Origin of the sequence: Rugamonas sp. DEMB1 (assembly GCF_029834475.1) — a bacterium.
In the GTDB taxonomy this organism is placed as follows: domain Bacteria; phylum Pseudomonadota; class Gammaproteobacteria; order Burkholderiales; family Burkholderiaceae_D; genus Rugamonas; species Rugamonas rubra.
The window spans coordinates 1,811,283-1,832,399 of the sequence record NZ_CP122407.1 but is presented as its reverse complement, the minus strand read 5'-3'; the positions used below and the strand labels follow the sequence as shown (position 1 = coordinate 1,832,399).

At 68.0% G+C, this 21,117-nt stretch carries 19 protein-coding genes; 9 read left to right on the top strand and 10 right to left on the bottom strand.

The genetic code is table 11. The features are described 5' to 3' along the window. Window positions 1-312 precede the first annotated feature (312 nt). From QC826_RS08415 to QC826_RS08405, 3 genes are all read left to right on the top strand, one after another. Window positions 313-777, top strand: coding sequence for a Spy/CpxP family protein refolding chaperone (locus QC826_RS08415; RefSeq protein ID WP_279765181.1), 465 nt, complete (start codon window positions 313-315; stop codon window positions 775-777). A gap of 78 nt (window positions 778-855) precedes the next feature. Next, on the top strand, window positions 856-1,572 hold the full coding sequence (locus QC826_RS08410; protein WP_279765180.1) for a response regulator: 717 nt from the start codon (window positions 856-858) through the stop codon (window positions 1,570-1,572). Then, complete coding sequence (locus tag QC826_RS08405) at window positions 1,572-2,822, top strand: ATP-binding protein (RefSeq protein WP_279765179.1); 1,251 nt, start codon at window positions 1,572-1,574, stop codon at window positions 2,820-2,822. The genes QC826_RS08410 and QC826_RS08405 overlap by 1 nt, the downstream gene beginning before the upstream one ends. Window positions 2,823-2,955: 133 nt before the next feature. Here QC826_RS08405 and sppA read toward each other — a convergent pair whose 3' ends face one another. The 3 genes from sppA to QC826_RS08390 all read right to left on the bottom strand — a co-directional run bounded on the left by sppA (window position 2,956) and on the right by QC826_RS08390 (window position 7,795). Next, window positions 2,956-4,815, bottom strand: a complete 1,860-nt coding sequence (gene sppA / locus QC826_RS08400; RefSeq protein WP_279765178.1) for a signal peptide peptidase SppA — start codon at window positions 4,813-4,815, stop codon at window positions 2,956-2,958. A 93-nt stretch (window positions 4,816-4,908) separates the two neighbouring features. Beyond that, a complete protein-coding gene (locus tag QC826_RS08395; protein WP_279765177.1) occupies window positions 4,909-6,378 on the bottom strand; it encodes a sodium:solute symporter in 1,470 nt (489 codons plus the stop codon). Between the two features lie 205 nt (window positions 6,379-6,583). Further along, window positions 6,584-7,795, bottom strand: a complete 1,212-nt coding sequence (locus QC826_RS08390) for an MFS transporter (RefSeq protein WP_279765176.1) — start codon at window positions 7,793-7,795, stop codon at window positions 6,584-6,586. Between the two features lie 188 nt (window positions 7,796-7,983). On the opposite strand from QC826_RS08390, the gene QC826_RS08385 reads away from it, so the two are divergent. Together QC826_RS08385 and QC826_RS08380 are read left to right on the top strand one after the other, a co-directional pair. Continuing rightward, on the top strand, window positions 7,984-9,081 hold the full coding sequence (locus tag QC826_RS08385; RefSeq protein WP_279765175.1) for a hypothetical protein: 1,098 nt from the start codon (window positions 7,984-7,986) through the stop codon (window positions 9,079-9,081). A 173-nt stretch (window positions 9,082-9,254) separates the two neighbouring features. Beyond that, complete coding sequence (locus tag QC826_RS08380; RefSeq protein WP_093390663.1) at window positions 9,255-9,491, top strand: DUF3820 family protein; 237 nt, start codon at window positions 9,255-9,257, stop codon at window positions 9,489-9,491. Between the two features lie 29 nt (window positions 9,492-9,520). Here QC826_RS08380 and QC826_RS08375 read toward each other — a convergent pair whose 3' ends face one another. The 7 genes from QC826_RS08375 to QC826_RS08345 form a co-directional block, all read right to left on the bottom strand. Continuing rightward, window positions 9,521-10,243 carry a substrate-binding periplasmic protein gene (locus QC826_RS08375; protein WP_279765173.1) on the bottom strand — a complete coding sequence of 241 codons (723 nt, stop codon included), beginning with the start codon at window positions 10,241-10,243 and terminating at the stop codon, window positions 9,521-9,523. Between the two features lie 125 nt (window positions 10,244-10,368). Next, window positions 10,369-10,710: a hypothetical protein gene (locus tag QC826_RS08370; RefSeq protein WP_279765172.1), complete on the bottom strand. Its 342-nt coding sequence runs from the start codon at window positions 10,708-10,710 to the stop codon at window positions 10,369-10,371. Window positions 10,711-10,791: 81 nt separating this feature from the next. Further along, on the bottom strand, window positions 10,792-11,208 hold the full coding sequence (locus tag QC826_RS08365; RefSeq protein WP_279765171.1) for a PPC domain-containing DNA-binding protein: 417 nt from the start codon (window positions 11,206-11,208) through the stop codon (window positions 10,792-10,794). A gap of 304 nt (window positions 11,209-11,512) precedes the next feature. Further along, window positions 11,513-12,556: a winged helix DNA-binding domain-containing protein gene (locus tag QC826_RS08360; protein WP_279765170.1), complete on the bottom strand. Its 1,044-nt coding sequence runs from the start codon at window positions 12,554-12,556 to the stop codon at window positions 11,513-11,515. Between the two features lie 159 nt (window positions 12,557-12,715). Beyond that, window positions 12,716-14,875 carry a bifunctional diguanylate cyclase/phosphodiesterase gene (locus QC826_RS08355; protein WP_279765169.1) on the bottom strand — a complete coding sequence of 720 codons (2,160 nt, stop codon included), beginning with the start codon at window positions 14,873-14,875 and terminating at the stop codon, window positions 12,716-12,718. Beyond that, window positions 14,868-15,893 carry an EAL and HDOD domain-containing protein gene (locus QC826_RS08350; RefSeq protein WP_279765168.1) on the bottom strand — a complete coding sequence of 342 codons (1,026 nt, stop codon included), beginning with the start codon at window positions 15,891-15,893 and terminating at the stop codon, window positions 14,868-14,870. The genes QC826_RS08355 and QC826_RS08350 overlap by 8 nt, the downstream gene beginning before the upstream one ends. Before the next feature lie 186 nt (window positions 15,894-16,079). Next, window positions 16,080-17,036, bottom strand: a complete 957-nt coding sequence (locus tag QC826_RS08345) for a LysR substrate-binding domain-containing protein (RefSeq protein WP_279765167.1) — start codon at window positions 17,034-17,036, stop codon at window positions 16,080-16,082. Between the two features lie 152 nt (window positions 17,037-17,188). On the opposite strand from QC826_RS08345, the gene QC826_RS08340 reads away from it, so the two are divergent. The 4 genes from QC826_RS08340 to QC826_RS08325 all read left to right on the top strand — a co-directional run bounded on the left by QC826_RS08340 (window position 17,189) and on the right by QC826_RS08325 (window position 21,105). Next, window positions 17,189-17,890 (top strand): pirin family protein, encoded by a 702-nt coding sequence (locus QC826_RS08340; RefSeq protein WP_279765166.1) that lies wholly within the window; start codon window positions 17,189-17,191, stop codon window positions 17,888-17,890. 174 nt (window positions 17,891-18,064) lie between these two features. After that, on the top strand, window positions 18,065-18,718 hold the full coding sequence (gene ribA / locus QC826_RS08335; protein WP_099416345.1) for a GTP cyclohydrolase II: 654 nt from the start codon (window positions 18,065-18,067) through the stop codon (window positions 18,716-18,718). Between the two features lie 36 nt (window positions 18,719-18,754). Beyond that, a complete protein-coding gene (locus QC826_RS08330; protein ID WP_279765165.1) occupies window positions 18,755-20,125 on the top strand; it encodes a serine protease in 1,371 nt (456 codons plus the stop codon). Beyond that, window positions 20,122-21,105 (top strand): FHA domain-containing protein, encoded by a 984-nt coding sequence (locus QC826_RS08325; RefSeq protein ID WP_279765164.1) that lies wholly within the window; start codon window positions 20,122-20,124, stop codon window positions 21,103-21,105. The genes QC826_RS08330 and QC826_RS08325 overlap by 4 nt, the downstream gene beginning before the upstream one ends. Window positions 21,106-21,117 lie beyond the last annotated feature (12 nt).

Here is a 21,117-nt window from a genome sequence, read left to right as displayed (position 1 = left end):
CGCCCTCCCCGCCCATCGCGCCGCGCGCCCGCAACCATGCGGGCTGAGGCTGCCGCGCGCTACTCAGGCGAGTGGCTCGACTGCGGTAACGACTGGTTACAAACTCGCTACAAATATCTTCCCCCTACGCCGTTGGTGTGGACACGGCTGGGTGCTCAGGGTCAGACCCTAGGGTCTGACCCTACATATGCGCAGCTGGGTATTCATCCCGCGCTCCGCTTTACAAATCTTTACGCGAGCGACATCGGCCCTTTACCTGGCCGGCCCACACTGGTCCTCGTTGTCTCCCCAAAACCACTTAGAGGACTTAACATGCGTATCTTCAACCGCAACACCATCGCCGCCTTCCTGCTCGGTGGCGCCCTGGCCGCCGGCGCCGGCGCCCTCGCCGTCGAACGCCACATGGGCGGCAGCCACGCCGCCGTCGACGCCAGCGCCCACGCCGAGCGCATGCTCAAGCACCTGTACGTCGAGGTCGACGCCACCGACGCGCAGAAGGCCAAGATCGAACCGCTGGTCAAGCAGGCCATGCAGGACTTGAAGCCGATCCACGGCCAGCTGCGCGGCGCCCACGCCGAGCTGCTGACCTGGCTGGGCCAGCCGACCCTCGACGCCGGCGCGCTCGAAGCGATGCGCGTGCAGAAGCTGCAACTGGCCGACCAGGCCTCGAAGCGCCTGGTGCAGCTGATCGCCGACGTCGGCGAGGTGCTCACGCCCGAACAGCGCAACAAGCTGGCCGCCCACCTGGGCAAGCTGCACGAGCGCCGCCACGGCTAGGCACGCGCAGCCGCACAGGTGGCGGCACAAACCCGGCGGCGGCTTGTGAAGGCCGCCGCCTGTCCGTAGAATGAATCCATGGCAGACCATATCCTTGTAGTCGAAGACGACCCGCGCCTGGCCGAGATGCTCACCGAGTATCTGGAGCAGGCCGGCTTCCGCGTCAGCGGCGCCGCGCTGGGCCGCGACGCGCTGGACATGCTGGCGCGGCCGCAGCAGCACGCGTTCGGCGCCGTGGTGCTCGACCTGATGCTGCCCGACATGGACGGCCTCGAGGTGTGCCGCCAGCTGCGCGCCAACGCCGACACGCCGGTGCTGATGCTGACCGCGCGCGGCGACGCCATCGACCGCATCGTCGGCCTGGAGATGGGCGCCGACGACTACCTGCCCAAACCCTTCGAACCGCGCGAGCTGCTGGCCCGCCTGCGCGCCATCCTGCGCCGCCGGCGCAGCGACGAGCCGGCCGGCGGCCAAGGCACCGGCCGGCAGGCGCTGCGCTTCGGCCGGCTGGAGATCGACGCCGACGCCCACGCCGCCCGGCTCGACGGCGCGCCCTGCGAACTGACCGCCTACCAGTTCGACCTGCTGCTGGCACTGGCGCAGAACGCCGGCCGCGTGCTGTCGCGCGACACGCTGATGGAGCTGGTCAAGGGTGAGCAGATCGAGGCCTTCGACCGCTCGATCGACGTGCACATGTCGCGCATCCGCGCCGCCGTCGAGGACGATCCCAAAAAGCCACGCCGCATCATCACCGTGCGCGGCGCCGGCTACCTGTTCGCCAAGGTGCAGGACTGATGCCGCGCCTGTACTTCCGCTTCTACATAGCCCTGCTCGGCAGCCTGCTGCTGTTCGCCTTCGCCGTGACGCTGCTGTGGCACCGCGCCGGCGGCCCGGTGGAACGGGCCGACGCCACGCTGGCCCAGCTGGTGCAAAACATGCTGCCGCCGGCCGCCGCGCCGCCGGCCGAGCAGCAGGCCGCGCTGGTCCGCCTGGCCCAGGGCGTCGACGGCGACATGAGCTTGTACCGCGCCGACTGGACGGAGCTGGCCAGCATCGGCAAGGGCGTGCCGCGCCTGCAATGGGGCGCCGGCGCGCGGCCCGGCCGCTTCCCCGCCACCGACCTGTGGCTGGCCGACGGCCGCCGTCTGCTGTCGAGCAAGCCGCTCGGCTTCGCCCGCCCGCGCGCGCTGCTGCACACGGCGCTGATCGCGCTGGCGCTGGCCATCGGCGTGGCCGCCTTCCCGCTGGTGCGCCATTTGACCAAGCGGCTGGAACGGTTGCAGCGCGGCGTCGAATCGCTCGGCGCCGGCGACCTGGCGGCGCGCGTCAAGGTCGAGGGCAAGGACGAGGTGGCGCGGCTGGCGCAGAGCTTCAACCGCGCCGCCGACCAGATCGAACAACTGGTCGGCGCCCACAAGGCGCTGCTGGCCAACGCCTCGCACGAGCTGCGCACGCCGCTGGCGCGCATCCGCCTGGCGCTGGAGCTGGTCAAGGACACGGTGGACGCCAGGCGCCGCGCCGGTCTGGAGCAGGACATCGCCGAGCTGGACCAGCTGCTCGACGAGATCCTGCTGGCCAGCCGGCTCGGCGCCGTCAACGACGGCATGGTGTTGGAGACGGTGGCGCCGCTGGCCCTGGCCGCCGAGGAGTGCGCCCACTACGACGAGGTGCAGCTGGAGGGCACGCCGGCGGCGGCGGCGGCGCTGCTGCGCGGCGACGCCCGCCTGCTGCGCCGCCTGCTGCGCAACCTGCTGGAGAACGCGCAGCGCCACGGCCGGGCGCCGACCCAGGTGCGGCTGGATGCCGACGCGGCGCAGCTCAGCATCCGCGTGTGGGACGCCGGGCCGGGTGTGCCGGAGGCGGAATGGGAGAAGATCTTCGAACCGTTCTACCGGCGCGGCGGCACGCGCGACAACGGCGGCGCCGGTCTTGGCTTGGCGTTGGTGCGGCAGATCGCGCGGCGCCACGGCGGCGAGGCGCGCTGCGCCGCCATCGACGACGGCCGCAGCGGCTTTGTGGTGAGGCTGCCGCTGTTGGCGGCTTGAGGGTGCTGCATGCGGGGGCGGGACTTCGCCTAGGCCCAGCGGCAAAGAGCCAGGGTCAGACCCTCAGGGTCTGACCCTGGGTTTGCGCCGTAGGGTCTTGCCGGCCGCACCTGCGCCCGAACCGCAGACTATGTCAAGGCGCCTCGCACAGGCAGTGCGTCAAGGCCATGAAGGGCTTGCGGCTGGCGCCCAGTTCGTTCAACCAGCTCAACTCGCGCGCCGCCTCGCCGGCCACGCCGGCCGGCAGGCCGGTGCCGGCCAGGCCCAGCTTGACCTGGGCGCCGACGGCCTGCGCCACCGAGCCGCCGAACAGGTCGATCAAGCGGTCGACCTTGCTGGTTTCGCGCTCGATGTAGACCACCCGGTAGTCGCCGCCCAGCTTGGCGCGCGTGGCGGCCGACTTCAAGGCGTCGCCGTAGCTGCCCAGCGTGTCGATCAAACCGCGCTCCTTGGCCTGGGCGCCGGTCCACACGCGGCCCTGCGCCACCGCGTCGATCTTCTCCGGCGTGGTCTTGCGGGCCTTGGCGGCGCGGCCGGTGAAGTCGGCGTAGATGTGGTTGATGCTGCTCTGGATCACCTGGCCGAAGCGCGGGTCGAGCGGGCGCAGCGGGTTGCTGGCGTCGCCCATCCAGGTGGTGGTGGTGCCGGCGGTGTGGATGCCCAGCTTGTCGATCACCTTGTCGGCCTTGGGCAGCAACGCGAACACGCCGATCGAGCCGGTGATGGTGGTCGGGTCGGCGATCACCTCGTCGGCCGACATCGAGATCCAGTACCCGCCCGAGGCGGCCACGTTGCCCATCGAGACCACCACCGGCTTGCCGGCGGCGCGGGTCAGCTCCAGCTCGCGGCGGATCAGCTCCGAGGCGAAGGCGCTGCCGCCGGGCGAGTCGACGCGCAGCACCACGGCCTTGATCTTGTCGTCCTCGCGCGCCATGCGGATCAGCTTGGAGGTGGACTCGCCGCCGATCGAACCGGGGCCGGCCACGCCGTCGCTGATCTCGCCGGCGGCGATGACCACGCCGACGGCGTCGCCGCTCAGCTTGGGATGCAGGCGCGCCAGGTAGTCGTCGAAGTTGACCTGCGCGAAGCTCTTGCCGTTGCTCTCCTTGACGCCGCGTTGGATCATCAACTGGCGGATCTCGTCGCGCGTCTTCAGGCCGTCGACCAGCTTGGTCGCCACGGCCAGCTTGGCCAGGTCGCCGTCGACCTTGGCGGCGTTGTCCGGCAGCGCGTTGATGTCCACCATCAGTTGGCCCGGCTGCATCTTGCGCGCCTTCTCCACCTCGCCGGTGTAGCTGGCCCACAGCGCGTTGACCAGATAGGCGTCCGCCTCGGCGGCGGCCGGCGACGGGCCGTTGGCGATGAAGGGCTCGGCGGCGCTCTTGAAGGTGCCGACCTTGAGCAGGTTGACGGTGACGCCGACCTTGTCGAGCGCGTCGCGGTAGTAGTTGCGGTAGCGGCCGAAGCCGTCCAGCAGCACCGTGCCCATCGGGTGCATGTACACCTCGCTGGCGTGCGCCGCCAGCAGATACTGGCGCTGGTCGAAGCTGGAGCCCCAGGCCACCACCTGCTTGCCGCCGGCCTTGAAGCGCTCCAACGCGGCGGCCACTTCGCGCAGCGCGGCCAGGCCGCTGCCCTGCAGGTCGTCGGTCAGCAGCACGGCGGCGCCGATGCTGGGGGCCTTGGCGGCCGCGTCGAGCACCGCCAGCACGTCGCGCAACTGGGTCATCTTGCGCGTCTCGGCGCCGCTGACCGAGCTCATCAGCGCCTCGCGGGCGTTGCCGCTGGTCTGTTCGACCAGCGCGCCCTTCAGGTCGAGCACCAGGGTGGTCTTGGCCGCCAGCGGCTTCAGGCCGCCGCCGAAGATGGTGTACAGCAGCGCGATGATCAGCGCCAGGAACAGCAGGTTGAACAGCGCGCGACGGCTGGCGTCAAGCGCGCGCCAGCAAAAGCCGAGGCCGCTGCGTAGGTAGGCAAAGGGGGATCTGGACATCGGTACTCCTGGTTGTTCTGATTGTTGCCGGGTTGGGATAACTAATTCGTAACATTTAATTTGTGACACTGTAAGCCAAAACGCGACTCTTTGTCAGCCATCGTTTGCCACCGGCCCGGCGGGCGCCGGCAGCGAGATCAGGAACAAGGCCGCCAACACCAGCGAACCATTCATGATAAGCAGCTCCAGGCCGATACGATAGCTGCCGAAAATCAACTCTTGATTGCGGTCAACGACATAACACAGCGCCGGCCCGGCCAACACGGCCAAGGGCACCCAGCGCTGGCGCAGGCCGCGCCGGCTCAGCATGCCAAAGGCGAACAAGCCGAGCAGCGGGCCGTAGGTGTAGCCGGCCAGTTTCAGGATCACCCCTATCATGCTAGCACTGTCTATCCATTTGAACAGCAGCACCAGCAGCAGGAACAAGGCGCAGAAGGCCAGGTGGACGTGGTGGCGCCGGCGCAGCTTGGCGGCCTCGTCCAGGTCGACGCGCCGCGTCAGGCCCAGCAGGTCGATGCAAAAGCTCGAGGTCAGCGCGGTGATGGCGCCGTCGGCGCTGGGGAACAGGGCCGAGATCAGGCCGAGCAGGAAGATCAGCTGCACCAGCGCCGGCAGATGGCCCATCACCACTGCCGGGAACAACTTGTCGCCGGTGGCGCCCACGCCGGCCAGCGGCGCGTACAGGTGCAACAGGCCGCCGAGGAAGAGGAACAGCGCCAGCACGCCGACCAGGATGGCGGTCAGCAGCAGCATGTTCTTCTGCGAGTCGGCCAGGGTGCGCACGGAGATGTTCTTCTGCATCATCTCCTGGTCCATGCCGGTCATGGCGATGGTGATGAACATGCCGGCCAGCACCTGTTTCCAGAAGTAGGCCGGGCTGTCGACGTCCCAGGTGAACACCCGCGCCAGGCCGGCGTCCTGCATGCGCGCCAGGCTGGACGGCAGGTCCAGCTCCATGGCGTGCAGCAGGTAGGCGACGCAGATGAGCAGGCCGAGCAGCATGCCGGCGGTTTGCAGCGTGTCGGTCCAGACGATGGTCTTGACGCCGCCCTCGTAGGTGTAGAGCAAAATCATCAGAAGCACCACCGCGCTGGTCAGCCAGAACGGCAGGCCCAGGCGGTCGAGGATGACGGCCTGCAGGATGTTGATGACCAGGTACAGCCGGGCGCTGGCGCCCAGGGTGCGCGACAGGATGAAGCAGGCCGCCCCGCTCTGCCCGGCGCGGCGGCCCAGGCGCACGTCGAGGTAGTGGTAGATCGAGCTCAGGCGCAGCCGGTAGTACAACGGCAGCAGCACGAAGGTGACGCACAGGTAGCCGAGCACATAGCCCAGCGTGATTTGCAGGTAGCCGAAGCCGTCGCGGCCGACGGCGCCGGGCACGCTGATGAAGGTCACCCCGCTGAGCGTGGTGCCGACCATGCCGAAGGCGACCAGCAGCCAGTTGCTGCTCTTGTTGCCGTTGAAGAAACTCTCGTTGGTGGCGTTGCGCGAGGTGCGCCTGGCCACGACCAGCAGCAGGGCGAAATAGGCGAGGACGACGAGGAAGAGCGAAACGGGGGACATGGGGTGTTGGCCAGAAGCAAAAATTCGATTGGCCAGCAATATACACCCGTGGCGCCGTTGCGGTGGGATGGCAAGGCGCCGGCGGCTAGCAAACCACCCACAGGCAAAGAGCCAGGGTCAGACCCTAGGGTCTGACCCTTGGTTTGCGCCGGTGGTTGACCCTTGGTTTGCGCCGGTGGCTACTCGGCCGGCCAAGGTCGGCCGCTCAATGGCTGGCCACCCGGCGCGGCCGCTCGGCGGGGGCCGCCACGGCAATCGGATTACGGCGGTCGAGCCGGCCGCTAAGCGCCGTCAGGCCGTAGGCGCCCAGCACCACCAACGCGCCTATCCAGCCGGTGTGCACCAGCCCCAGATGTTCGACGATCAAGCCGCCGCCCCAGGCGCCGCCGGCGATGCCCAGGTTGAAGGCGGCAATGTTCAGGCCGGAGGCGACGTCGACGGCGCGCGGCGTGAAGTGCTCGGCCTGCTGCACCACGTACACCTGCAATCCGGCGACGTTGCCGAAGGCCACGGCGCCCCACAGCAGCACGGCGGCCAGCATCAGCCAGGGGTGCGGCGCGGCGAACGTCACCAGCAGCAGCACGGCGGCCAGGCCGAGGAAGATGATCTTCAGCGCGGCGACCGGGCCACGGCGGTCGGCCAGCTTGCCGCCCCAGATGTTGCCGACGGCGACGGAGACGCCGTACACCAGCATCACCAGGCCGACCACGTTGGCGCTGAAGCCGGTGATGTCCTGCAGAATCGGTGCCAGATAGGTGAAGGCGGTGAAGGAGCCGCCGTAGCCGACCGCCGTCATGGCGTAGACCAGCAGCAGGCGCGGCTCGCCCAGCACCTTGACTTGTTGCAACAACGAGGCCGGCGCGCTGTGCTTGATGTTCGCCGGCACGAAGGCCAGGCTGCCGACAAAGGCCAGCACGCCCAGCGCGGAGACGGCAAGGAAGGTCTCGCGCCAGCCGAAGTGTTGGCCGATGAAGGTGCCCAGCGGCACGCCGGTGACCAGGGCCACGGTCAGGCCGGTAAACATGATGGCGATGGCGCTGGCGGCCTTGTCCTTGGGCACCAGCGAGGTGGCGATGGTCGAGCCGATCGAGAAGAACACGCCGTGCGCCAGCCCGGTCAGGATGCGCGCCACGATCAGCGAGTTGTAGCCGGGCGCCTTCCAGGCCAGCAGGTTGCCCAGGGTGAACAGCACCATCAGCGCCAGCAGCAGGGTCTTGCGCGGCAGCTTGCCGCTGAGCGCGGTCAGCACCGGCGCGCCGACGGCCACGCCGAGCGCGTACAGGCTGACCAGCAGGCCGGCCGACGGCAGGTTGACGCCGAGGTCGGCGGCGATGGTCGGCAGCAAGCCGACGATGACGAACTCGGTGGTTCCGATGGCGAAGGCGCTGATCGTCAGCGCCAGCAAGGCAATGGGCATGGCAAAACTCCTGTCTAAGTGGATGCCATGCAGTATCCCGGCTTTCTTTGTTTCGAAAAATACCTCGCAAGGAAGAACATTTTTGACTCAAGGACAACAATAATTATGTCTATGCGACTGCCAAGGCGCATACTTCCAGCCCCTGTCCGCCAGACAGGTCATTGGCTAGTTTTGCAAATGAGGCAATTGTGGTTAAAATATTTCCAATAGACAAAATGAGGAGAATGGATGTGGGCCATAAAATTGCAGTGGCAGTTGGCGCAGCTCTGACCTTGGCTGGATGTGCGACCACTTGGCAGAATCCAGGAATCGCCGACGCAGTTGCAGCGAAACGGCAGTTGACCATCGATGACGGCTATTGCACTTTGATTGCCAAAGGCGGCTCCCCTTCGGCGCCTCCGATTTTTGTGCCTTCGCCGACAACGTCCAACGTCAATATGACCGGCACGGCGTTCAATTCCGCGACGGGTACGACTACAACCAGCAACTATCGCGGGACGGTAACAACGGCGCCTGCCGGTGGGTTCAGTGGCGGCTTCGCAAGCGGCATGGCCAATGGAGCCGCCATAGGTGCGGCTATTGCGGCTGGTCAAGCTGAAGACAAAATCCACAAAGCTTGCATGTACTCTCGAGGCTGGACCGACCAGCCACTTGCCGCAGTTGTGCCAATAATGCAGACCTCGCTCAAGGCTTCGAACCTCGCACCGAAGGCTCCCGCGTCCATCCAGATATACGCCACGTCACAGCAGGAATGGGAAGCCGACACCCGCGAGTTTCTTAGTATGTATCCGCTTTACGCCGGCGCGCCGTACTTCGAAAGTCTCAGCGCGCAGGTCAAGCGCATCGCAGTCACCTCTCCGCAACTGTCAGGCCCTGAGATTCTGCAAGCGGCGCGAGCGGTGCTGTACGCGACAAGACAAGGTCCAGAAGAGCCTGAAAACTACTCCCAAGGTCTAGCGCGGCAAATGTACCCGGGCGCCGTTGCTGGCGCAAGCCTTGACCAAGTAGGACTGGGTCTGCTCTACCACGGCGGTGGCGAAGGTGTTATTGCTGACCCTAAACGTGCTGCATATTGGGTACAGAAGGCTGCTGCAAGAGGTAATCCGATGGCCGCCGCTACATACGGCGCGATGGTTTTTGACGGAATTGGCGTCCCAACCGACCACATCGATGGTTATCGCTGGGTGCAGAAAGCGGCTGCAACCGATATTAGTGCGAGGGACTTGCTGGCCAAAATGACGTCGAGCATGACCGCTGACGAACTGCGAACTGCACGAGGCCATTAGTTCGGCAGATAATGCGGCACCACACACAACGCTGTAATCGCGAGCACGCCACCTGAATTCATAGCACATACCACCACAACGCTAGCAAAATAGACTTACCGCCCCCTTCTGGCGGGCACGCCGTGGGAAGCGGCAACATGCGGAGAAACAGCGATTGCTGCTATCATTTCCCCATGAATTCGGAAAAACTCGCCCTGCTGCTGAGCCGTGAGATGCCTTACGGAAAATACAAAGGCCGCCTGCTGGCCGACCTGCCCGGCCACTATCTGGGCTGGTTCGCCCGCGAGGGCTTCCCCTCGGGCGAGCTGGGCGCGCTGATCGCGCTGATGTACGAGCTGGACCACAACGACCTGCGCCACCTGCTGGCGCCGCTGCGCCCGCCCGGCCGGCCGCTGCCCCGGCGCGCCTAGGCCGCCGGGCTGCGGTGCGGCCGCGCCGCTCAGCGGTAGCTGGCCAGGATGCGCTCCACCGTGCCGTCCTTGACCAAGCCCTTGATGACGCGGTCGACCTCGGCGAAAGGCACGCCGGAGTGGCGTGAAAACGCGCACTGCGCCTTGAACGAGGCGAACACCAGGCCCGGCCGCAGCTTCAATTGCTTGTCCATGCGCAGCTGGTAGTCCAGCACGATCTGCGACACCAGCGCGTATTGCAACTCGCCGCTGACCACCCGGCGCAGATTGATCTCCATGGTTTCCGAATCGACGCGCATGAAGCGCTGGCCCAGCACCTGCTCGACGCGCGGATAGCGGTAGGCCGCCACCGTGCCGATGGCCTTGCCGCGCAGCGCACTCAGCGAGGGAATCGCCGGCGCGCCGGGCACGCTGGCGACCATCTCGGCGTCCGGCAGAAAGGGCTGACTCCAGTCGAAGTCGCCGTCTATCCAATATGGCAACACATAGCACATGCCGTCGGCCTTGCCCTTGGACAGCGCCCAGCCGGCCTTGTCGCCGGCGACGACGACGAACCTGGCGCTGCGTCCCAGGCGCTTGGCGATGGCCTCGCCCAGGTCGCGCAGGATGCCGCCGCCCAGCTCGCCGTTCTTGACGTCGGCGACCGGCATCACCTGGTCGGTCGAGGCCAGCATGACCAGCTCCGCCGGCGCGGCGCGCGCGGCCAAGCTCAACAGCGAACATGCCAGTAGTGCCGCCAAGCGCTTGTTCATCGTTGCGGCCGCCTTAGTCGAGGAGAAAGGGATACATCCAAGCCATGCTGCCACAGAAGGAGGGGCGCCGCAATGCCCCGGGCGGAGCGCAGCGGCGAGCCGAGCCGGCCTTGCGGCGCGGCGGCTCAGGCGCCGCAGCTCAGGTCGTTCCACTCGTTGGTGTAGACCGGCACGTAGCCCAGCGGCGTCCACAGCGACAGGCGCAGGCGGAAGGCGCAGGCCTTGGCGTCGCCGGTGTCGGGCGCGTCGGTGTCGAGCGTCCAGCTGCCCGGGCCACGGTCGCGCCGCCAGCGGACGAACTTGTCGTGCGCCTCGGCGTCCGTCCGGCCCAGCTGGGCGGCGATGGCCTGGTGGCTCAGGCCGACCAGCGCGGCCGGCCGGGGGAACGGCGACACGCAAACCCAAGCCAAGTAGGCGACGGCGGCGAGAAACAGAAGCAGGAAGAATTTGGACTTGATGGTGGTCATGGTATCAGCCGGAATCGGGTCCGGCCCTTTTATTGTGTTGGTCGTGCTGTGTTGAAAAAAATGAAACGGCGGGACGGCCGACTAGCCCGGCTCTCGGACGGGATAGGCCGGCGCGATGCTCAGCTCGGCGAAGCCGGTGGCGGCGTCGAACTCGCGGCCGAACACCTGGCCGGGCAGCAGCGCCAGCAGCACCTCGGCGGTGGTGCGGACGATGCAGCCGGCGCAGACGTGGCCGCCCAGCACCCTGCCCTGCGCGTCGGCCACGGCCATGTGCAGATGCGCGCCCTGCGGCGCCAGCGAGCCGGCCAGGCTGAGGATCTCCAGGTCGCCGACGACGCCGCTGGCGCCGGGCTGGCCGGCGTAGCGCAGCTGCGCCACGCTGAGGCTGCCGATGCCCTGCAGCACGAAGCCGGCGGCCACGCCGTGCCGCGCCAGCGCCTCGCCCAGGACGGCGCGCAGGTCGTCGCCGGGCTGCAGGCGCAGGGGCACGGCGCGCATAGTCGCGCTATCGAAAAGACTGCGATTCATTGCGGAATTCCAGGTGGGCTGAACAATAGCGCCAGAGTAGCCGGAAGCGCCCCGCCGTCCAAGACATTTTGCAAACTTCGTTCACAAAGTGGCAAGGCTTTCGGCGCGGCGCAACAGGCATGTCGGCGTGGCTAGACTATGTGGCAAGTCGGCCGGCGGCAATGCCGCCACAGCGAACAATAGCCAGCGGCGCGAATCGAGGGTCAGACCCTAGGGTCTGACCCTGGCTGACCCTGGCTGGGCGCATCCGGCCGGCTTTGCCGAACCCGGCGGCCTATTTGACGGCGATCTTCTTGCCGTGGAACTTGCTGAACTCCTCCAGCGCCAGGGCGAACAGCCGCGTCTCCTTCGGGTTGAGGGCGACGAAGGGCTCGGTCTTGATGGTGATGATGTCCTTGCCGGAGTCGCGCTTCCAGGTGCCCACCACCTTGCCCTGGATCAGCATCAAGGGCTGGAACAGGCCGTTGGCCGGCGGGCAGACGCGGTTGTTGTAGAGCGGGTCGAGCACCATGCCGCGCTCCTTGTAGCCGAGCAGATACTCGTCGAAGGCGGGCAGCGCCGCGCCGTGGTACTGGAAGGCCGGCGGCTCGCCGGGCAAGGCCCACAGCTGGTGGCCCTCGTAGACGTGCATCTCCAGCTCGGCCTTGATGACGTCGAGGCCGCGCTCGGCGTCGCTGGCGGTCATGCCGGACCACCACTGGAAGTCCTTCAGCGTGGCCGGGCCGCGGCTTTGGAAGTAGCGCTTGGCCAGCTCGCCGAGCGCCTGGTCGCGCTCCATCGGCGCCTGCGCCGGCACCCAGTCGTCCAGCGCGACGAAGCGCTGGCCGGCGAAGCACAGCACGCCGTCCTGGGCGGCGCGCCACAACAGGTGGTAGCCGCGCTGGTCGGTGGTGGAGATGCCCTTGTCCTCGAGCAGCGTGTAGAGCTCCTCGCGGGTGCGCAGCTTGCCGCCCTTCAAGGCCACCGACAGGATGGCGTGGCTGCGCAGGATGGTGCGCTCGTCGAAGCCGAGCTGCTGGCGCCGCGGCGTGCTGGCCACCACGTTGCCGGGCGCCGTCAGCGTGTTCATCCAGCGCACGTCCTCGGTGGCCACCATGTGGATGGTGCCGCGCATCAGCCAGGTGCGCACGATCTTGCCGTCGTTGATGGCCTGGGTGACGCTGGCGTCGGTCTCGTTCGGCATGCGCGCGCCGATCGCCCACTTGGCGCTGGCGTAGTCCTGGGCCTGGATCGAGCCCATCCAGGAAAGCAGCTGCTGTGCCGATGTGAAGGTGTTGCCCAGCAGCCCCTGGTTATGCAATCTCGCCGAAATAGTCATGTGTCTCTGTCAGAATTTTATGTGTGGTCAAGTTGCCAGGGCCGAATTTTAGCAATTCCTGGGCGCAATGCGGAACCATACCCGATCTCGCCACAGACCGGCCGATTTTGCCCAGCTATTTCTCGGCCCGCACAACGGCGCGCCGGCCTACACGCCGGTTCAGCGGCTGTTGAAGGCCAGCCGCTTGCCCTCGCGCAGCATGCGCTCGAAGTCGGCCGCCGGCACCGGCTGGCTGAACAGGTAGCCCTGCAGCTGGTCGCAGCCCAGCTCGCGCAGGAAGCTCATCTGCTCGGCCGTCTCGACGCCCTCGGCGACGATCTCCTGGCGCAGCTGCTGGGCCATGGTGACGATGGCGCGGGCGATGGCGCAGTCGTTCTCCTCGTAGGGCAGGCCGGTGACGAAGGCGCGGTCGATCTTGAGCGTGCTGATCGGGAACTTCTTCAGGTAGGCCAGGCTGGAGTAGCCGGTGCCGAAGTCGTCCAGCGCCAGCGCCATGCCCATCGCCACCAGCTCGTTCATGATGGCGATGACGTTGTCGGCGCCGCGCACCAGCAGGCTCTCGGTGATCTCCAGCATGATCTGCTCGGGCTGCACGCCGTGCCGCTCGAGCACCGCCGCCACCCGCGCCGGCAGGCCCTGGTCGAACTGGCGCGCCGACAGGTTGACGGCGATGGTCGGCATGATCAGGTTGGCGTCCTTCCATTCGCGCACCTGGCGGCAGGCCTCCTCCAGCACCCAGCTGCCGAGGTCGAGGATCAGGCCGGTCTCCTCGGCCACCGGGATGAACACGCCGGGCGAGACCAGGCCGCGCACCGGGTGGCGCCAGCGCAGCAGCGCCTCGGCGCCGACGATGCGGCCGCTGCGCAGGCTGACCTTGGGCTGGTAGTACAGCTGCAGCTCCTGGTTGACCAGCGCCAGCCGCAGCTCCGTCTCGAGCCGCAGGTGCTCCTTGGCGCGCTGGTTCATCTCCTCGCTGTAGAACAGGAAGGCCGACTCGATGTTCTGCGCGGCGCGGCTGCTGGCCACCTCGGCGTAGCGGATCAGCGTGGCGGTCTCGCGGCCGTCCTCCGGGTAGATGGTGATGCCGATGCTGGCGCCCACCTGCAGGCTGTGGCCGCCGATCTGGATCGGCGCGGCCAGCGCCGTCAGCAGCTTGCTGGCGACGATGGCGGCGTGCTCGCGCTTTTCAATGTGCAGCAGGGCGATGGCGAACTTGCTGCCGTCGAGCCGCGCCAGCACGTCGGCGTCGCGCAGCACCTGGCGGAACAGGCGGCCGATCTCGCACAGCAGCTCGTTGCCGACCTCGTGGCCCAGGGTGTCGCTGATGGCGCCGATGCGGCTGATCTCGATCACCATCAGGGCGCCGTGCTGCTGGCTGCGGCGCGCCTCCATCAAGGCCTGGTCGACCAGCTGGCTCAGCAGGCACAGGTTGGGCAGGCCGGTCAGGCCGTCGTAGTTGGCCATGCGCTGCATGCGCGCCTCGGCGTCCTTGTGCACGCTGATGTCGGAGAACAGCGAAAAGGTGTGGGTGATCTGGCCGGCGCGGTCGCGCACCACGCTGATGGTGACCGACTGCGGGAACAGCTCGCCGTTCTTGCGCTTGCCGACGATCTCGCCGCGCCACGGGCCGTGGCCCTTCATCGCCGCGCGCACCTGGGCGCGGAAGTCGGCGTCGTGCACGCCCGAGCGCAGCAGGTCCGGCGTCTGGCCGATGGTCTCGGCCGGCGAGTAGCCGGTGATGCGGCTGAAGGCGCCGTTGATCGAGACGATGCGCTCGTTGGCGTCGGTGATCAGGACGCCCTGGTCGCTGTCCTCGATGATGCGGGCGTGCAGGCGCAGCTTGTCCTGCTCGGACAGCGCCTCGCCCGGCGGCTGCAGGCGCACCAGCATGCCGTCCGGGTCGCCGCCGGCGTCGCGCCGCAGCGACAGGGTCAGCTCGACCCAGAACACCTCGCCCGACTTGCGCCGCCGGCGCACCTCGGTGACGGCCTGCTCGTGCTCGAAGAACAGCTCGGCGATGCTGCCGTCGTCGTCGTCCTCGGCGTAGAGGAACAGCACGTGCTGGCCCAGCGCCTCCGGCTCGGCGTAGCCGAACATCTGCTCGGCGCCGGCGCTCCAGCCGACGATGTAGCCGGCCAGGTCGAGCTCGAGCAGCGCCTCGGCGCTGGCGCTGTGCGCGGTGGCGGCCTCGGCGCGCGCCGCCGCCAGCTCGAGCAGCGCCTCGCGCAGGCCGGCCAAGGCCTGCTCCTGCGCCGCGCCCGACTCCTGCTGGGCGCGTTGGCTCAGCGCCAGGCAGCGCGCGATGGCGGCGTCAAGCATGGTTGGGGGCCGCGCCGTCGGCGGTCACGTCGAGCATCCACAGGTTGGCGTCGGCGACGATGCGGTTGAAGTCGGCCGCCTCGATCTGCGCCGCCGCCAGGCCGGCGGCCAGGCCGGCGAAGTCGCCCGCCTCGGCCCGCTCCAGCAACGCCAGCAGGGCGCCCAGCTCGCCCTGGTGCTCCAGCAGCGCCTGCTGCACGGCGTCGCCGATCGGCAGCGGCCGCAGCACCTCGGCCAGCGGCAGGCCGAACAGGGTGCCCAGCAGCGAGAACATGCCGACCATGAAGCCCTGCTCCTGGCTGTGCTTGTCCATGCCGGCGGCGCGCGCCAGCAGCTCGAGCGCGCGCGCCCGCACCGCCACCTGGGCCAGCAGCATGGCCGAGCGCATGTCGCCGGAACGCGAGGAGAACAGCATCAGGTTGAGCCAGCGCCGCAACTGCTGGCGGCCGAGGATCAGGATCGCCTGCGAGAAGCTGGTGACGCGCCGGCCGGTGCCCATGCCGAGCGAATTGACCAGCTTGAGCAGGTGGTAGGACAGGGTCGGATCGTGGCGCAGCAGGGTCTCGATCTCGTGGGTGTCGGCCTCGGCGGCGACCTTCTGCACCAGTTGCAGGGCCAGCGCGCGCGAGGCGGCCTGGTTGCCGACCGGTTTGGGCGGCGGCGCCAGGTGCCAATCCCCGGTCACCCAGCGCACCGCCGGCGCCAGTTGCGTGTCGAAGACGGCGTCGGCGCGGTGCAGCGCGGCCTCCTCCAGGGGTTTCCAGCCGGCCTGTTCCAGCGCCTCGGGCAGGGGCGCGGCCAGCGCGGCGGCCGACTGGGCGCGGTAGAAACACGGCCAGCGCGCCGCCAGCGCGCCCAGTTGCGCCACTGGCAGGGCCGCCAGCTGCGCGGCGGCGGCGTCGGCATCGGCGCCGGACGCGGCCGCGATGCCGCTGCCGAACAGCAGCGCGCCCGGGCCGCCGTCACGGTCGGCCAATAGCTGAAGGAACAGGGGCGGCACTGCGGTCGAAGCGGTCATGGAGCTTTCCAGCGGATAAAGATGAGGGGAATGAACTCGGCGCCGGCGAAATTATGGCCGGCAATCTTCCGACATCCCGCCTGAATTTTGCCCGAAACTGGCGCGATGCGGCGGGAATGCTGCATATGGTACTCTGAAATTATTGGCGTGGGTCAACACCCGTTCAATATCTAGTGTACAAGTTTGTCAATTTCGACACGAATCATCGCCGCCGGCCCGTCCAACGCCGCCCGGCAGGTGGCGCAGCAGGCGGGCGAACAGGGCCGGATCGCCCATCCGCTCGCTCCACCAGCGCAACGCGGCGCCGCCCTCGCCCGAACGCCAGGCCAGGTAGAAGGTCTCGGCCGGCTTCGGCTCCTCCACCTGTTTCTCCACCAGCAGGCCGGCGGCGATGGCGGCGCGGGCGCAGGGCTCGGGCAGGAAGCCGAAGCCCAGGCCGGCCACCTGGTAGTCGAACTTGGCCTGCATGCTGGGCAGGGTCAGAGTGTCTTGCCCCAGCAACAGACCGACCGTGCGCGGCGCCAACTGGCGCGCCGAGTCGGCCACGCTGACGGCGCGGTGGTGCTGCAACTCGGCGCGCCCCAGCGGCCCGGCCACGGCCGCCAGCGGATGGCCGGGCGCGACGGCGAAGACGAAGCCCATCGTGCCGATCGCCCGCGACACATAGCCGCCGCCGGCCGGGCCGTCGCCGGGCGCGCCCACCAGCAGGTCGACGCGGCGCTCCAGCAGCGCCTCCCAGGTGCCCGACAGCGCCTCCTGCAACACCCGCAGCCGGGTCTGCTGCGCCACCGCGTAAAAGGCCGTCACGTCGTCGCGCAGGGCGAGGCTGGAAAACATCGAGTCCATGCCGATGGTCAACTCGGTCTCCCAGCCGGAGGCGACCCGGCGCACCCGGTTCTCCAGGTCCTGCGCCGCCTTCAACAGGTAGCGGCCCTCCTTGAGCAGCTCCTGGCCGGCCGGCGTCAGCGCGACGCGCGGGCCGTGGCGCTCGAACACCTGCACGCCCAGCTCGTCCTCCAGCTTGGCCACGGTGTAGGAGATGGTCGAGGGCACCCGGTGCAGCTCCTTGCCGGCGGCGGAGAAGGAACCGCGCCGCTCGATGGCGTCGACGATTTGCAGGGCTTCCAGGCTGAGTCTGAGCATTCGAAATTTTCGATAATGAAGCGGTAAATTATTCGTTTTTTTAAACGATAGGACAGGAATATACTTCTCTTCATCGATGCGACGGACGACACAGCGCCAGCGAGCGATGTTCGAAATTATCGCATATCAACCTGAAAAGAATGGAGTTCACCATGTTGCAAATTCGTAAAAGTGAAGCGCGCGGCCTGGCCAACCATGGCTGGCTCAATTCCCACCACAGCTTTTCCTTCGGCAGCTACCACGACCCCGAGCACGTCGGCTTCGGCCCGCTGCTGGTGATCAACGAGGACCGCGTCGCCCCGGGCCAGGGCTTCGGCACCCACGGCCACCGCGACATGGAGATCATCTCCTACGTGCTGGACGGCGCGCTGGCCCACAAGGACAGCATGGGCACCGGCTCGGTGCTGCACTACGGCGACGTCCAGCGCATGAGCGCCGGCAACGGCGTGCGCCACAGCGAGTTCAACGACTCGCCCAGCGAGGGCGTGCATTTCCTGCAGATCTGGATCCAGCCGAACGTCGGCGGCATCCCGCCCAGCTACGAGGAGAAACACTTCGCGCTGGACAGCAAACGCGGCCAGCTGCGCCTGGTCGCCTCCGGCGACGGCCGCGACGGCTCGGTGCTGATCCACCAGGACGCCGCCCTGTACGCCAGCATCCTCGGCGCCGGCGAGCGCCTGCAACACCCGCTGGCGGCCGGCCGGCTCGGCTACGTCCACGTGATCCGGGGCGAGCTGGTGGTCAACGGCACCGCGCTCAAGGGCGGCGACGCGCTCAAGCTGAGCGACGAGGCGAGCGTTGCCGTGGAGGCCGGCGGCGAGGTCGAGTTCCTGTTGTTCGACCTGCCGCGCTAAGTAGGGTCAGACCCTAGGGTCTGACCCTGCCTGGCGCCGGCGCCGCCTCCGCCAAATCTGTCCGCAAATTAACATCCGTCCGAGTTTTGGTATGATGACAGGGCGCGCCGGGTCTGATCGATCAGTCCGGCGCGCCTTTTTTACCCTTTACCGAACATTTTTGAAGAGCAGACCATGCCGCACAGCGCAGATACACCAGCAAAAGAAGAATTGGACTACACCACCTCTTGCGCCCTGCCGACGCCATGGGCCCAGTTCACCCTGCACGCCTTTGTCGAGCACGCCACCGGCAAGGAACACCTGGCCATGGTGCTGGGCGACGTCGGCAACGGCGAGCCGGTGCTGGCCCGCGTCCACTCCGAATGCCTGACCGGCGACGTGCTGTTCTCCCAGCGCTGCGACTGCGGCGCCCAGCTCGAAGGCGCGCTCAAGCGCATCGCCGCCGAGGGCCGCGGCATCCTGCTGTACCTGCGCCAGGAGGGCCGTGGCATCGGCCTGATCAACAAGATCCGCGCCTACCGCCTGCAGGAGGGCGGCGCCGACACGGTGCAGGCCAACGAGCAACTGGGCTTCAAGGCCGACGCCCGCAACTACGCGCTGGTGCAGCCGATGTTCGCCAAGTTCGGCGTCACCAGCCTGCGCCTGATGACCAACAACCCCCGCAAGATCGACGCCATGGCCAAGCTCGGCATCACGGTGGCCGAACGGGTGCCGCTGCTGGTCAACCGCAACGCCTTCAACCAGCACTACCTGAACACCAAGGCCGCCAAGCTGGGCCACATGATGACCCCGCTGACGCCCGCCCCCGCCGAGGACGGCGAACTGTAAAAAATATGCAAGCGCGTCAACAAGTCAAAGGAATGCATGAAATTCATTAATTCAGCAATCGTACTCACCTTGACTTGGGCCTGCGCCGCCCTGCCCCCGGCCGCCGCCGCCGGGCCGGCCCAGGCCACCACCCTGCCGTCGGCCCCGCCGGCCAAGACCACGGCGGCGGCCGAACCGAAGGCGCTGCCGGCGCCGTCCAGCGCGGCGCAACAACTGTACGCCTCGGCCAAGGGCGACATCCTGCAAGTGCGTTCGCTGCTCAAGGGCGGCCGCACCCAGTCCTCGGTCGGCTCCGGCTTCCTGATCGGCACCAGCAACCTGGTGGTGACCAACTACCACGTCGTCTCCCAGTTCGCCCTCGACCCCGACACCTACGTCGGCGAATGGGTCGACACCGCCGGCAAGCGCGGCAACGTCGAACTGCTCGCCGTCGACGTGCTGCACGACCTGGCCGTGCTGCGCGTGAGCCGCAACGGCACCGGCTTCTTCCGCCTGCCCGAACCGCTCGCCGCCCTGACCCAGGGCCAATACCTGTACTCGATGGGCAATCCGCTCGACCTCGGCTTCGCCATCTCGGAGGGCGCCTACAACGGCGTCATCACGCGCAGCTTCTACGACCAGCTGATGTTCACCGGCCCGATCAACTCCGGCATGAGCGGCGGCCCCAGCGTGACGGTGGACGGCGCCGTGGCCGGCGTCAACGTGTCGAAACGGCTGGACGGCGAGCTGGTCAGCTTCCTGGTGCCGGCCCGCTACGCCCAGCAACTGTTGCAGCGCGTCGCCCAGCAGGCCAAGCCGCCGAAGGACTTCACCGGCGTCGTCGCCGAGCAATTGCTCAGCCACCAGCGCGCCCTGGTCGACCGCCTGCTGGCCACGCCGCTGACGCTCAAACCGATGGGCCCCTACCAGGTGCCGGTGCGCGAGTCCGAGCAGATGCGCTGCTGGGGCCGCTCGGTCAACAAGACCGAGCAATCCTTCACCGTCGACGACACCAGTTGCTCGATGGAATCGGCGATCTTCATCAGCAGCTCGCTGCAAACCGGCCAGATCGGCATCCGCCACCAGTTCCTGCGCAGCACCGGCCTGGACACCTTGCGCTTCGCCCAACTGGCCGGCAGCTCGTTCAAGAACGAGCATTTCGGCACCGGCAAAAGCAGCAGCATGACCGGCCCCAAATGCACCGAACAGTTCGTCAAGAACCGCAGCCTGCCGCTGCGCGCCGTGCTGTGCGTGCGCGCCTACCGCAAGTTCGACGGCCTGTACGACTTCGCCCTGCTGACCGCCAGCACCGACAGCGGCCAGATGAGCCTGCAAAGCCGCTTCGACGCCCACGGCGTGTCCTACCCCAACGGCCTGCGCCTGGGCCGCGCCTTCCTCGACGCGCTGGCGCGGGGGGCCAAGCCATGAAGCCGCCCTACTTCATCGAACTGCTGTCGCGCAACGGCGACGTGCTGCAACGCCAAGCCGTCGTCGCCCTGCCGATCCGCCTCGGCCGCGGCTACGACAACGACTTCATCCTCGACGACGCCCACACCGCCGCCCACCACGCCGTGATCGACGTCGACGACGAGGGCCAACTGCGGCTGCGCGACCTGGGCAGCAAGAACGGCAGCGTGGTGCTGGGCAAGCGCCAGGACGGCGTGCTGCTCGGCGGCGACACCGTGGTGCGCCTGGGCCACAGCCGCCTGCGCGTGCGCCCGGCCGACTTCCCCGTCGCGCCCGAACTTGCCGACACCACCATGCACGGCTGGGAGGGCGCCACGCCGGCGCTGACCGGCCTGGCCATGATGGCCGTGTTCACGCTGTTGGAATATTGGTTGTCCGACGTCGAAGCCTTCCAGCCGATCCGCTACCTGCTGGTGCTGGCCTCCGGGCTGGGACTGGGGCTGGTGTGGAGCGCCGCCTGGGCGCTGGCCAACCGCCTGTTCGGCAACCAGGCGCGGCTGGGCCGCCACCTGTTCATCCTCGGCAGCGGCCTGCTCGCGCTGGGCGCATGGCGCTCGCTGAGCAGCGTGCTGGCCTACGCCTGGTCGGCCGAGCTGCTGACCCGCTACGGCAACCTGGTGTCGATCGCGCTGGCCTGCGGCATGGTGTTCTTCCACCTGTGGACCATCAAGCCCCACCATCCCAAGCGGATGGCCTCGACCAGCCTGGTGCTGATGCTGGCCGGCACCACGCTGGTGCTGATGAGCAATCTGCAGACCACCGCGCGCGCCGCCGACGAGCTGTACATGAGCGTGCTGCTGCCGCCGGCCGTGCGGCAAAGCGCCGACCACAGCGTCGACGACTTCATGGCCGCCGCCGGCAAGCTGAAGGCCAGCGCCGACGCCGCCCGCAGCAAGACCGTCAAGACCGACAGCGAGGACGACGGCGACGACGACGAGTAGGTGTGTTGGCCT